Origin of the sequence: Tardiphaga sp. (assembly GCF_025356345.1) — a bacterium.
Lineage (GTDB): Bacteria > Pseudomonadota > Alphaproteobacteria > Rhizobiales > Xanthobacteraceae > Tardiphaga.
The window spans coordinates 1-13,136 of record NZ_JANXTC010000247.1 but is presented as its reverse complement, the minus strand read 5'-3'; the positions used below and the strand labels follow the sequence as shown (position 1 = coordinate 13,136).

Annotated in this window: 14 protein-coding genes; 10 read left to right on the top strand and 4 right to left on the bottom strand. The window is 59.6% G+C overall.

The annotated features are described in order from the left end of the window. The 8 genes from Q0S16_RS15045 to ccoS all read left to right on the top strand — a co-directional run. Window positions 1-931, top strand: a 931-nt coding sequence (locus Q0S16_RS15045; protein WP_295849626.1) for a cbb3-type cytochrome c oxidase subunit I, incomplete at its 5' end; no start/stop codon positions are given. A gap of 11 nt (window positions 932-942) precedes the next feature. Beyond that, window positions 943-1,677, top strand: coding sequence for a cytochrome-c oxidase, cbb3-type subunit II (gene ccoO / locus Q0S16_RS15040; RefSeq protein ID WP_295849624.1), 735 nt, complete (start codon window positions 943-945; stop codon window positions 1,675-1,677). Between the two features lie 10 nt (window positions 1,678-1,687). Further along, the gene (locus Q0S16_RS15035; RefSeq protein WP_295849622.1) at window positions 1,688-1,852 is read left to right on the top strand and encodes a cbb3-type cytochrome c oxidase subunit 3; all 165 of its coding nucleotides are present in this window, start codon (window positions 1,688-1,690) and stop codon (window positions 1,850-1,852) included. 7 nt (window positions 1,853-1,859) lie between these two features. Then, window positions 1,860-2,735 carry a cytochrome-c oxidase, cbb3-type subunit III gene (ccoP, locus tag Q0S16_RS15030; protein ID WP_295849620.1) on the top strand — a complete coding sequence of 292 codons (876 nt, stop codon included), beginning with the start codon at window positions 1,860-1,862 and terminating at the stop codon, window positions 2,733-2,735. Between the two features lie 92 nt (window positions 2,736-2,827). After that, window positions 2,828-4,291 carry a cytochrome c oxidase accessory protein CcoG gene (gene ccoG / locus Q0S16_RS15025; RefSeq protein ID WP_295849618.1) on the top strand — a complete coding sequence of 488 codons (1,464 nt, stop codon included), beginning with the start codon at window positions 2,828-2,830 and terminating at the stop codon, window positions 4,289-4,291. 19 nt (window positions 4,292-4,310) lie between these two features. Next, window positions 4,311-4,808, top strand: a complete 498-nt coding sequence (locus tag Q0S16_RS15020) for a FixH family protein (RefSeq protein ID WP_295849616.1) — start codon at window positions 4,311-4,313, stop codon at window positions 4,806-4,808. A 9-nt stretch (window positions 4,809-4,817) separates the two neighbouring features. Next, window positions 4,818-7,007, top strand: a complete 2,190-nt coding sequence (locus Q0S16_RS15015) for a heavy metal translocating P-type ATPase (protein ID WP_295849614.1) — start codon at window positions 4,818-4,820, stop codon at window positions 7,005-7,007. Next, complete coding sequence (ccoS, locus tag Q0S16_RS15010) at window positions 7,007-7,171, top strand: cbb3-type cytochrome oxidase assembly protein CcoS (RefSeq protein WP_295849612.1); 165 nt, start codon at window positions 7,007-7,009, stop codon at window positions 7,169-7,171. Before Q0S16_RS15015 ends, ccoS begins: the two co-directional genes overlap by 1 nt. Before the next feature lie 25 nt (window positions 7,172-7,196). Here ccoS and Q0S16_RS15005 read toward each other — a convergent pair whose 3' ends face one another. The 4 genes from Q0S16_RS15005 to Q0S16_RS14990 all read right to left on the bottom strand — a co-directional run bounded on the left by Q0S16_RS15005 (window position 7,197) and on the right by Q0S16_RS14990 (window position 11,598). Beyond that, window positions 7,197-7,661, bottom strand: coding sequence for a response regulator (locus Q0S16_RS15005; RefSeq protein ID WP_295849610.1), 465 nt, complete (start codon window positions 7,659-7,661; stop codon window positions 7,197-7,199). 626 nt (window positions 7,662-8,287) lie between these two features. Further along, window positions 8,288-8,851: a hypothetical protein gene (locus tag Q0S16_RS15000; RefSeq protein ID WP_295849608.1), complete on the bottom strand. Its 564-nt coding sequence runs from the start codon at window positions 8,849-8,851 to the stop codon at window positions 8,288-8,290. A 64-nt stretch (window positions 8,852-8,915) separates the two neighbouring features. Next, window positions 8,916-11,252, bottom strand: coding sequence for an EAL domain-containing protein (locus Q0S16_RS14995; protein ID WP_295849606.1), 2,337 nt, complete (start codon window positions 11,250-11,252; stop codon window positions 8,916-8,918). 43 nt (window positions 11,253-11,295) lie between these two features. Further along, on the bottom strand, window positions 11,296-11,598 hold the full coding sequence (locus Q0S16_RS14990) for a hypothetical protein (RefSeq protein WP_295849605.1): 303 nt from the start codon (window positions 11,596-11,598) through the stop codon (window positions 11,296-11,298). A 121-nt stretch (window positions 11,599-11,719) separates the two neighbouring features. Here Q0S16_RS14990 and Q0S16_RS14985 point away from each other — a divergent pair, with 121 nt between their 5' ends. Next, window positions 11,720-12,343, top strand: coding sequence for a response regulator (locus tag Q0S16_RS14985; protein ID WP_295849603.1), 624 nt, complete (start codon window positions 11,720-11,722; stop codon window positions 12,341-12,343). Between the two features lie 210 nt (window positions 12,344-12,553). Further along, window positions 12,554-13,136 (top strand): MASE4 domain-containing protein (locus tag Q0S16_RS14980; RefSeq protein WP_295849601.1); only part of this gene is annotated, 583 nt, incomplete at its 3' end.

Genomic DNA, 13,136 nt, shown 5'->3' with positions numbered 1-13,136 from the left:
GCTGCACCTCGGGAATAATCCGGCTTTGCCGGTCTCGGTGTTTGGCTCCAAGTCCTATGTCGCCTGGGGCGGCGTGCAGGATGCCATGTTCCAGTGGTGGTATGGCCACAACGCGGTGGGCTTCTTTCTCACCGCCGGCTTCCTCGCCATCATGTACTACTTCATCCCGAAGCGCGCGCAGCGGCCAATCTACTCCTATCGGCTGTCGATCGTGCATTTCTGGGCAATCATCTTCCTCTACATCTGGGCTGGTCCGCACCATCTGCACTACACCGCGCTTCCGGACTGGGCGCAAACGCTCGGCATGACGTTCTCCATCATGCTGTGGATGCCGTCCTGGGGGGGCATGATCAACGGCCTGATGACGCTGTCGGGCGCCTGGGACAAGCTGCGTACCGATCCGGTGCTGCGCATGCTGGTGGTTTCTGTGGCGTTCTACGGCATGGCAACCTTCGAAGGCCCGCTGATGTCGATCAAGGTGGTGAATTCGCTCAGCCACTACACCGACTGGACCATCGGCCACGTGCATTCCGGTGCGCTCGGCTGGGTCGGCTTTGTCTCGTTCGGCGCGCTGTATTGCCTGGTGCCGTGGATCTGGCAGCGCAAGGAACTCTATAGCCTGAAGCTGGTGAGCTGGCATTTCTGGATCGCGACGCTGGGCATCGTTCTCTACATCTCGGCGATGTGGGTGTCGGGCATTCTGCAGGGCCTGATGTGGCGCGCTTACACCTCGCTCGGCTTTCTCGAATATTCCTTCATCGAAAGCGTCGAGGCGATGCATCCCTTCTATATCATCCGTGCCCTCGGGGGCGGCCTGTTCCTGATCGGCGCGCTGATCATGGCCTATAATCTGTGGATGACGGTTCGCGTCGGCGAAGCCGAATCCGAGGTGCCGCTGCCTTCCGGCGCATCCCTGCAAGCCGCCGAGTAAGGAACGCACCGATGTCTTTCTGGAGTCGACACCAAATCATGGAGAAGAACTCGATCGTCCTGATCGTGGGCATTCTCCTGGTCATCGCGATCGGCGGCCTCGTCGAGATCACGCCGCTGTTCTACCTCAAGAGCACCATCGAAGTGGTCGATGGCGTGCGTCCCTATACGCCGCTCGAACTCACTGGACGTAATATCTACGTCCGTGAAGGCTGCTATCTCTGCCACTCGCAGATGATCCGGCCGCTGCGCGACGAAGTCGAGCGCTACGGCCACTACTCGCTGGCGGCGGAAAGCATGTACGACCATCCGTTCCAGTGGGGCTCGAAGCGCACCGGGCCGGACCTGGCCCGCGTCGGCGCGAAATATTCCGACGAGTGGCATGTCACCCATCTCAGCAATCCGCGCGCGATCGTTCCGCAATCGGTGATGCCGGGCTACAAATTCCTCGCGGAGACCGAGGTTAACCTGGAGCAGATCGGCGACCACCTGCGCACCAACCGTGCCGTCGGGGTTCCGTATTCCGACGACCAGATCGCCAACGCCGCCGTGGATATGAAGGCACAGACCGACCCTGACAGCGCCGAAGCCGACGCTTTCACCAAGCGCTATCCGAAGGCGGTGGCGCGCAATTTCGACGGCAAGCCCGGTCTGCCCACCGAGATGGATGCGTTGATCTCGTATTTGCAGATGCTGGGAACGCTGGTCGATTTCAAGCTCTACAACGAAAAAGCAAACCTCCGCTGAGGAGAAACCCATGCGCGCGATACTGACGGTTCAAAATTTCGCTTCGGACATTGTCGTCACATTATGGACGCCGATTTTCGTCGGAATCTTTATTGCCATTGTGGTTTACGCCCTGTGGCCCCGCAACAAGTCCACGTTCGACGCGGCGGCGCGGCTGCCGCTGCGGGAGGAATGATCGCATCATGACCGACCACGACGAAAATTTCGACCATGTCACGGGCAAGACCACCACGGGTCATTCCTGGGATGGCATCAAGGAACTGAACACGCCGCTACCGCGCTGGTGGGTGCTGACCTTCTACGCGTGCATTGTGTGGGCGTTCGGCTACTGGATCGTCTATCCAGCCTGGCCCTTGGTCTGGGGTTACACCACCGGCGTTGCGCATTACTCGTCGCGCGCCGATGTCGCGGTCGAACTCGCCAATCTGGAAAAGATCCGCGGTGACAAGATGGTCACGCTGGGGGCTGCGCCGCTGGCAGACATCGAAAAGGATCCGGCGCTCCTGGCACTGGCGCGTGCCCGCGGCAAGGCGGTGTTCGGTGATAATTGCGCGCCATGCCACGGCAGCGGCGCGGCTGGCGCCAAGGGCTTTCCGAACCTGAACGACGACGACTGGCTATGGGGCGGTTCGCTGGAGCAGATCCAGAAGACGCTGCAATACGGTATTCGCTCCGGCCATGCCGAAGCCCATGAAGGCGCCATGCTGGCGTTTGGCCGCGATGGCACGCTGAAGAAGCCGGAGATCGTCACGGTGGCGAATTTTGTGCGTTCGCTATCGGGGTTGGCGACGGCCCCCGGCTACAAGGCGGATGCTGGTCAGAAATTGTTCGCGGAAAACTGCGCTTCTTGCCACGGTGACGCCGGCAAGGGCAATCAGGAAATGGGCGCGCCCAATCTCACCGATGGCATCTGGCTCTACGGTTCTGATGAGGCGACCATTGTGGAAACCGTCACCAACGGCCGTAACGGCGTGATGCCGGCGTGGTCCGGTCGGCTCGATCCCGCGACGATCAAGGCACTCACCGTTTACGTGCATTCGCTCGGCGGCGGCCAATAGATCGCCGCGAGCCGCCGGACGCGAATTGAGGTGGATCAATAAAGACGCCGGATTCACCACTAGGGTCATTTCAAAGTCGAGATATGACCTTCATGAACAAGCCATTAGCAGCCGCCGAGCTGGAAGCCGACGACGTCGGGCCGCTCTACGTCGCCCAGAAAAAGATCTACCCGCAGAAGGTCTCCGGCACCTTCCGCCGCATTAAGTGGCGGCTGATGGCATTCTGCCTCGGCGTCTATTATTTGCTGCCCTTTGTGCGATGGAATCGCGGTCTCGGCGCGCCCGACCAGGCCGTGCTGATCGACCTTCCCAATAGCCGCTTCTATTTCTTCTTCATCGAGTTGTGGCCGCAGGAAGTCTATTATTTTACTGGTCTGCTGATCCTCGCGGCGTTGACTCTGTTTTTGATGAACGCGGTCGGCGGACGGATCTGGTGCGGCTATTTGTGTCCGCAGACTGTATGGACCGATTTGTTTTACGCCGTCGAACGCCTGATCGAGGGCGACCGCCGCGAGCGCATGAAGAAGGATGCCGCCAAAGGCACCATGAAGCTGCAGCGTTTTGTCGAAATCACCATGAAGCACTCGATCTGGATCCTGATCGCATGGTGGACCGGCGGCGCATGGGTGCTGTATTTTTACGACGCGCCCACCCTGGTGAACCAGCTCGTTACCTTCCAGGCGCCGATGATTGCCTATATCTGGATCGCCATCCTCACGGCCACGACCTATCTGCTGGCCGGCTTCATGCGCGAGCAGGTCTGCGTGTACATGTGCCCGTGGCCGCGCATTCAGGCGGCGTTGACCGATGAATGGGCGCTCAACGTCACCTATAAATATGATCGTGGCGAAGCGCGGACGTCTCTGAAGAAAGCGACCGAGCTGCGCGCGCAGGGCCAGCATGCCGGCGATTGCGTCGATTGCTACCAGTGCGTAGCGGTATGCCCGACCGGCATCGATATTCGCGACGGCTCGCAGCTCGACTGTATCCAGTGCGGCCTGTGCATTGATGCCTGTGATACGGTGATGACCAAGATAGGTCGCCCGACGCGGTTGATCGGCTATGACAACGACATCAACATCCAGCGTCGCCAGGATGGAAAATCCGAAATCTACCAGATCGTGCGACCGCGGACGCTGGCTTACGCGGCGATCATCGCCGGTGTCGGCGCCGTCATGCTCTATGCCCTGCTGACGCGCTCGTTGCTCGACGTCAATGTCCTGCACGACCGCAACCCGGTCGCGGTGCGCCTGACCGACGGTTCGGTTCGCAATGCCTATACGGTGCGGCTGCTGAACAAGCGCGGCTTCGACCGTGTCGTCGCCATCGACGTCGATGGACCTGTCGATGCCAAGATTCATGTGGTTGGCATCGATTCCGTCACGCCGGATCGCCCGATGATCATCCTTGGACGCGACCGCACCACTGAATTGCGCGTTCTGGTCACGGCGCCCGCGGCGGGTAACGGCGAGAAGTCGATCCCGCTGCGGCTGCGCGTCACCGATATCGGGCTGGGCGAGGTCGCCTCCGCCACGGACAATTTTGTCACCCCATGAGTGTTTTGGGAATCATCGCATGAGCGCGTCCGCCGCCGTCAGGCCACTCACCGGCCGTACTGTTCTTATCTGTCTGATCGCATTTTTCGGCGTGGTGATCGGCGTGAACATAACGCTTGCCAAATTCGCCATCGACACCTTGCCGGGCACCGAGGTCGACAGCGCCTATAGCGCCAGCATTGCCTATCAAAGCGAGATTGCCGCGGCGCGCGCGCAGGCCGGCCGTGGCTGGAAGGTACACGCGCATGTCGAGCGCGCCGCCGATGGTCATGCCGATATCCGGGTCGACGCGCGCGATCGCAATGGTGCGACGATCGCGGGACTGGCCTTCACCGGCCGGCTGGAGCGCCCGGCGGATCGCCGCGCCGATCGCGTGATCGACCTCGCCGAAGCCGGCAACGCGGCCTATCGCGGCCAGCTTGTGGCGCTGGCGCCCGGCCTGTGGGACCTGGTGCTGGAGGGCGATGTCAGCGGCAAGCGTCTGTTTCTCTCCAAGAACCGCATCGTATTGGAATAGGAGCGCGCCATGCATGCCACGCGCGACTTTTCGCATTTCATTCGCCATCTCGATTCCGGTCTGTCGCGTATCGACCTGGCGGTCGAAGGCGTCAGCTGTGCCGGCTGCATGGCGAAGATCGAACGCGGCCTGTCGGCGATTCCCGATGTCACGCTGGCGCGGGTCAATCTGACCGATCGCCGCGTCGCGCTGGAGTGGGCGGGGACGATGAACCCGGCGCGCTTCATCGATCGCCTCGCGGAACTTGGTTACAAGGCCTATCCGTTCGAGACCGTGCGCGCCGAAGCCGTCGAAACCGCGCAGTCGAAATTCCTGTTGCGCTGCCTTGGCGTCGCGGCATTTGCGACGATGAATGTGATGATGCTCTCGGTGCCGGTCTGGTCCGGCAGCGTCGGCGACATGATGCCCGAACAGCGTGACTTCTTTCATTGGCTGTCGGCGATCATCGCTCTGCCGGCGGCGGCCTATGCCGGGCAGCCCTTCTTCATTTCAGCGTTTCGCGCGCTGCGCGTTCGCACCACCAATATGGACGTCCCGATCAGCATTGGCGTCATCACCGCGCTGTCGATGTCGGTGGTGGAAACCATCCACCATGCGGAACATGCCTATTTCGACGCGGCGATCATGCTGCTGACCTTCCTGCTGTTCGGTCGTTACCTCGACCAGAACATGCGCCGCCGCACCCGCGCGGTCGCGGGTAATCTGGCCGCTCTGAAGGCGGAAACCGCGACCCGGTTCGTTTCCGATATCGAGATCAGTGACGTGCCGGTGGCGGCGCTGCTTCCTGGCGACGTTGTCCTGCTGCGGCCGGGAGAGCGTTGCGCTGTCGACGGCACGGTAATCGATGGTCACTCGGAGATCGACCAGAGCCTGATCACTGGCGAGACACTGTACGCGCCGGCCGAGCGCGGCACCGCTGTCTATGCCGGCACCATGAATATTTCCGGCACGCTGCGGATCCGGGTTTCCGCGGCTTCGGAGGGCACCTTGCTCGCTGAGATCACCCGGTTGCTCGACCATGCGTTGCAGGCACGGTCGCGCTACGTCATGCTCGCGGACCGCGCCTCGCGGCTCTATGCGCCGGTGGTACATGCCACGGCGTTGCTGACCATGATCGGCTGGGTGCTGGCGGGGGCAGGCTGGCACGATGCCATCGTCACCGCGGTGGCCGTGCTGATCATCACCTGCCCCTGCGCGCTGGGCCTTGCGATCCCCACGGTGCAGACAGTGGCTGCTGGCGCCATGTTCCGGGCTGGCGTGCTGCTGAATTCCGGGGATGCCATCGAGCGGACATCGGTTGTCGATCACAACATCTTTGACAAGACCGGCACGCTGACGACGCCCGACCTTGAACTGACCAACGCGGCCAACATTCCGGCGGACATTCTCGACCTCGCCGGCCGGCTGGCGCTGGCCAGCCACCATCCGGTGGCGGCGGCGGTGGCGCGCGGTGCCAACGCCAGGCTGCCGCTGGACGGCGTCGAAGAGGTCGCCGGGCAGGGCGTGCGTGCCGTCGTTGATGGTGTCGAAGCGCGGCTCGGCCGTCCGTCATTTTGCGACGCCGATCAGATCGCCAATACGATCCTCGCTAGCGACCCTGAAATGTCGGCGGTGGCGTTGCGTCACGGCGACGCGCGGTATGTGTTCGCGGTCCGGCAACGGCTGCGTCCGGATGCGGCTGCCGTGATGCTCGCCCTGCGCCGGCGCGGCATCACACTGGAAATTCTGTCCGGAGATCGCGAGACGGCGGTGCGGGCCGCGGCGGCAAGCCTAGATATCGCGGATTGGCGCGCCGGTGTCACACCGGCCGATAAGATTGCCCGCATCGGGGAACTCAAGTCGAGGGGCGTGCGGGTGATGATGGTCGGTGATGGTCTCAACGATGCGCCGGCGTTGGCCGCCGCCCATGCCTCGATGTCTCCGATTTCGGCCGCTCATCTCAGCCAGGCCACGGCCGATCTGGTATTTTTGGGCAAGCCGCTGGCGCCGGTCGTGGCCGCGGTCGATTATTCGCGTAAGGCGTTGCGCGTGATGCGGCAGAATCTATGGCTGGCCGTGATCTACAACGCGCTCGCCGTTCCAATTGCAATTTCCGGATATGTGACGCCGCTGATCGCCGCGGCCGCCATGTCCGGGTCATCGATCCTGGTGATGCTCAACGCGCTGCGCGCCCGCCGGGTGGCAGGGGAGCGGTCCTGATGGAAGTCCTGGTATTTCTCGTGCCACTGGCTCTCGCGCTTGGTCTGGTTGGCCTGGGCGGGTTTCTATGGTCGCTGAAAAGCGGACAATATGATGATCTGGAAGGCGCCGCCTGGCGCGCCATTGCCGATGACGAGCCCGCGCATCCGAGCGACAAGACCTAGCGGCCTTGGCAAGGCGATCGGCATATTATCGTGCGATGGCCATCAGCCGACCCACCGCCGCGACGAGTTCATCGGGCCGGAACGGTTTTTTCAGGCACGACGTTGCGCCGAACGCGATAGCGGCCGTGAGCAGGTCGGGTAACGGCGCGCCGGCCCAGTCCGCTGATCCCGATACGGCCAGCACCGGTGTCTCTGGTGCGAGGCGGTGAAGCGCCATGATAGTCTCCAGGCCGTCCATGCGCGGCATGAAGAGATCGACGATGACGAGGTCAAAGGTTGCCAGCGTCAATTTTTCGATCGCTTCCTCACCATTGCTCGCCATGATAACGACGATGTCGCGTCGACTTAGTATTATGTCGATCGTGCTCAGAACCGCATCGTCATCATCGATCACCAGAACGATCTTGCGGTCGCTACCAATTTTCCACAAATCCTTGCTCGCTAGAGCGTGATGACCGAAAAATGAATCGTTGTCCCATCCCCCCGTCATTGCGATGTCAAGGAAAGCCCGCGGTTTTCCTCTTAGCGAAGCGACACGGCAATCCAGGGGCGCGGGGAAAACAAGACTGGATTACTTCGTCGCAAGGGCTCCTCGCAATGACAGGGCCAGTGATTCGAATTAATATAAAGTCTTCCCGCTTTAGCGGCGAGAACGAAGCGTCGCGATAATGCTTGCCGTCGATTCTATCGCCGATTGTCTTGCATTCCCCGTCCAGGATACCGAACGTCCTTGAACGTTCGGGTAAAGTGTCAGCATGCGTCATCGCCGTTGAGCGCCGCGTCGCGCGTGCGTGGTAGTCGCAGGAGTCAATCAAAGCAGCCTCCCCATTGAGGTGCGTTGCCGCTACCGTCGAGCATGATTTCGAATCACCGACGATGCGACGCTTGCCTGCGATAAGCTCAAATCGATTTAATTAAAATACATTTGCTCGCGCTATTAATAGATAGATAAGTAACATGCTTGGTTCATTTAAAAATAAAAGTCGCTTGCATTCGCGACATGCGAAGCTGCCTTGACGTATCCTGGTCGGGGCTCCTGGCGGTGGCCTTCACGGTCACCTCCGCGAGGCCTTTCGAGCAATGGCTGCGACGCGTTTTTTGGCGAGGCGAGATGCCTTAAACTGTCGAGCGGGGCCTGCCTGACCGCTTGCCGTCGGGGTTCTTGCGATATCGCGCCACGACGGTATCAACTTTTACCCCGCCCCAAATGTGAGCAACGGGAAGTCCAGCCGTCTTGGCTCGCTGATCTGCCAATATCACGCGGAGAACGCCGAGTTCGACTGCATGTGGAAACGTATAAAATGTCATTCGAAGGTCCGAGGCAATATTCCGCATGGCGCCACGCTGAACCTTGTCTTTCTCGCCGATCATAACGACCGGCAACGTGTACGCCAGGCTTCCGATGTATTTCACCAGATCGACGTATGACCTGTCTCCATCCTCGACAAACATGATAACGTGGTGGGAACGAGCGCATTCAAGCCATACTCTGGCATCATCACAGGTCTCCAGTATCATAGTCTCGTGGCAGATACTGCGAACCGCGCGCGCGACGACGCCGCTATACTTGAAATTCCGACCGATAATGAGAACTGGACCCATAAGGGATGCGAGTGTTCCTGCTGAACTCGGCAACGACACCCTGCGACTGGTATCTTCGACAATCCGATCATTCTGCATGCTGGCGGTTTCCATCCTGAAAATTGATGTGATTACGCAACTTCAAGGGACGCATGATTGTTGGTCAGGCTTGACGCTGTCGGGCATTTGAAAAACTCTCTTCAAGAAAAATCGAAACGTCGGCGCTCGTCATTGGCACGCCGTAGAGATAGCCCTGAACCTGATCGCCATTGACGCTTTTCAGGAACGCTGCCTGTTCATCGGTTTCGACGCCTTCAACAGTGACCCTCATATTCAGCTCCCGGCCCAAGCCGATCACCGTGCGCAAGACGGTTTTGACCCTTTCGCCCGTTCCATCGAAGCCCGTCATGAAGCTGCGATCGACCTTCAGCTTGTCGAACGGAAACTTCCACAGATAGCTCAGGCTGGAATAGCCGGTGCCGAAATCATCCATCACGATCTTGGCGCCGGTGTCTTTCAGAGCGCGAAGTTCGGCCATGATGCTGTCGCTGTCCTCCAGCAACAGACTTTCAGTAATTTCCAATTCCAGCCGGGATGCCGCAAGCCCGGAATCATGGATGGTGCTGGAGACAAGATGGGCGAGGCTTCCATCACCAAACTGAGTCGCGGAAAGGTTCACGGCGATTGTAAGCTGTTCCGGCCACTTCGCCGCGTTGACGCAAGCCTCCTTGAGAGCCCACGCGCCGATCTCGCCCAGCAGCCCCATGTCTTCGGCAACGGGAATAAAAGATGCGGGCGGCACCAGCCGGCCGTGATCGTCGATCATTCTGATAAGTGCCTCAAATCCGATGAGCGCACCGCTCGCCACGTCGAACAGCGGCTGGTAGTGCAACACAAAGCGGTCATTCAAGATAGCGTTCGCGAGTATCAGCTCGATGTGGACTCGATCGCTGAACGATTCGTCCATCTCCGGCGCGAAGGTTTTGACCGAGTTTCGTGTCCGCTTAGCCTGTTGCATCGCCTGGTCCGCGCTTTTCAGTATTTGCTCCGGATTAGCTCCGTCCTTTGGCGCAACCGCGACCCCGATGCTGGCCGTGGCCTTGATGGTTACGCTACCCAGTACGAACGGCTCGGCTACGATGGATGCCAGGCAGATGGCAAGACGCCCGGTGTCGTCGATCGCAGCGAGATTCGGTTGAACGACGACAAACTCATCGCCGCCGATCCGCGCGATAAAATGGTCGGATCCGACTGTCTTTCTCAGTCGTTGCGCGAAGCCGACGAGGAGTTGGTCTCCGTACCCGTTACCGAAGACGTCGTTCACGTGCTTGAAGCGGTCGATGTCGATGGAATAGACCGCAAATGGCTGTCTGGAAGCGGCCTCCAGCGCGAACATCTCTTGAAGCACAATATTAAGCCGCGCTCGGTTTGAAAGCCCGGTCAACGCGTCGTGTTGCAAAGCGATTTGCAGTTGCTGGCCTGTATCGCGCCGTGGACTTAGATGGCGAATGCCAATGACGCTGTGCGCTTTACCGTCGACATCAATAGTCTGCTGTACCAGTTCCACCTCGATGCAACTCCCGTCTGACCTGACGAGATTAGTCTGGACGGGAAGGTTCGGTCGCGCGCTCAGTAGATCAACAGCCGCGACGTCAGGTATCCAGCGCGAAAACTCGCTCGCGCGGATAATTTCCTGGCAACTCCTGGCCAGGACCGAAAAATTCTGGTTTGCATGAACGATCTGGGTGCCAACGCAAACAACGAGGCCGTCGAGCGTGGCCTCTGCCAGGCTTTTCAGGCGTTCGTCCTTATGGCGAGAGCGCCGGATATCGCGAACCTCAAACCAGGTTCCCATTAGAATGAGCGTGAAGATCAGAAGACCTCGCAACACGGTCACGCCGACGGTCCAGTCAAACGAGGTTGACAGGACGGGTTTGTTCGGCCCGGCGCCGACCCCGATGGATGTCGCGTAGAGCGTTATAGCGTGATGAAGATAAGTCGACGCGGTCAGGGCGACGGTACCTGCGACCCGGAAGCCGACGGCCCTACCGCTTTTCCCAATCCACAGGCCGCACGCTCCACCGACGGCGGCCAGCGCCGTGGAGGCTGCCATCATTACCGCAAGCCACATCAGTTGACCCTGAAAACGAGGATAGGCCATGACAGCGAGATGCATGGTTGCGATCGTGATCGCAGACGGCAAGGCAGCGGCAATTATCAAATGGCGATCAATTCGGAGGATGCCCGCGGCCCATCCGGCGATACCGGCAGACCCCACCACGATGATTGACGACGTCAAGGTGGCAAGATTCTCCCCGCCAGGCCAGCCCTGAGCAGGTATCAGCGTCGCGAGGTAGTGCGCGGCTCCGCCGCCGGCTCCGACCGCAAGCAGAGCCGCAATCAACCAGCCGGAACGCAAAATCCCGTTCGCTTCCGATGCATGTTGCAGCAGGGAAATGACGAGAAAGCAGGACACCGCGAAAATGACGGCTGTCAACATTCCGAAGTCCAGACTCTGGTTTCCCCCGACGTCACCCAATACGCTAATCATCGAAGTACTCGGCGTCCGCTTCTTCGTCCCGAGCGTTTTGCGATCCAATCAATTGCGACGTCATATGAGATCGAATCACCGCGACAATGCGAAGCCAGTGTTTCAGGCGGTCATCACGACTGGCATCTGAGTACCAAAGTGGAACTATATTTGACGCGTGGGTACCATGCTCTCCATCGCTGGCGTTGGCCGATCGTTGGGTGGACCCGGTCAACGAGACTCGCATTGGATAGTTTGACCGTGCGATCAGGGAAAAGAGCACATTCGCAAAGAGCGGTTCGGCCATGTCAATCATGGATGAGTCCTCCGGATGCTTATCCGAATAGACGTTGTATTTTACTTGGGTCTTAAGGCAAAACACCGTACGGTTACCGACATAAGATATAATGTTGCGATCCGCGGCAATCGGGGGATGGATGATTCAAGGAACCGTCGGTGAGATTTTCGTGGTGGACGATGATCCCGCGGTCAGAGAAATGCTGTCGCTTGTACTCGGATCGGCTGGATACGAAGTAATCTGCTTTGCCGACGGTGCGGCCTTGCTGGCTGTTGCCCGCGCTCGCAGCCCGGTCTGCATGCTGCTCGACGTTCATATCCCGGGACAGTCGGGTATCGATATTTTGAAGGAACTGCGCGCGCAGGACTATCCAGCGCCGATCTTCATTATTTCCGGCGCGGGCGATATTTCCATGGCCGTCGATGCCATCAAATCCGGCGCGCTCGATTTTATCGAAAAGCCATTCCGCGGAACCGAAATCGTCGAACGGATCGAGGGAGCAATTCGAGCGTTTTCGCGGCGTCGCGAGAAACTACCTTGCACGAGCCAGTCGTTGCACTTTCCCGGCCGCGAGCCGCTGACCCGTCGCGAGCGAGAGGTCCTCGAACTGATTTCGGCAGGCTTCTCCAACAAGGAAGCCGGCCGTGAACTGGGGATTAGTCCACGCACCATCGAAGATCACCGCGCCAATATCATGAAAAAACTTGGCGCTCGGAATGCCACCGAGTTGTTGCGGATTGTTCTGGACGCTGAGCGTGCCTGAACCCAGCCGATAGTAGATCCGCTTGCTCGTCAGTTAGCCTCTACCCGCGGCACGGGCACTGGTTCCATTTTCCAGCGTAAAGCTGCCTGACGTCTCAGGGCGAGCTTCCGTCTCAAATGTCGCGCGCCGTCGTGTGCCAAACATTTCGCTGCGTCCACTATTCCAAGTCGTATGCCCGCAATCAGCGGACCAGAGATCCCGGAGTACCGCATGGCGGAAAGTCACGATCGTCAGATCTATCTGTCGATACTTCCGAGCTCACCCGCGGATAAAAAGGCCGTCCTCTATGCCGTGATCGGATCGCTGCTTCTGTTCACCGCGGCGCTTCCTTTTGTCCATGTTCAATTCCCATTGATTCCCGCCTTCATCGCCAGTTATCAGTCGTCGCTCGCGGTTGTTTATATGGTCACCGCGGTGCTTCTTTTCTCGCAATTCGCCGTATTGCGATCGTCCGGCATCCTCTACCTCGCATGTGGATACCTGTTCACGGCCATCGCCGTCGCTGTCTACGCCCTGACCTATGATGATCTGTTTTCGAATGACGGCTTGTTCTTCCCCGGCCCGGAAACCACGGTCTGGTTTTATCTGGTATGGCATGCCGGGTTTCCCGTATTCGCGTTGCTCTACGCCCTGTCCGATCCCGAGCAACGACGGTATAAATCCCGCCGTGCCTGCAACCGGGCTATTCTTTGCGCCGTTGTTGGCGTCTGTCTCGCGGCTGTCGTCCTGCTCCTTATCCTGACGGTCGGTCATCCAGCCCTCCCGATCCTGATCATCGATGCGCGATTTTCAC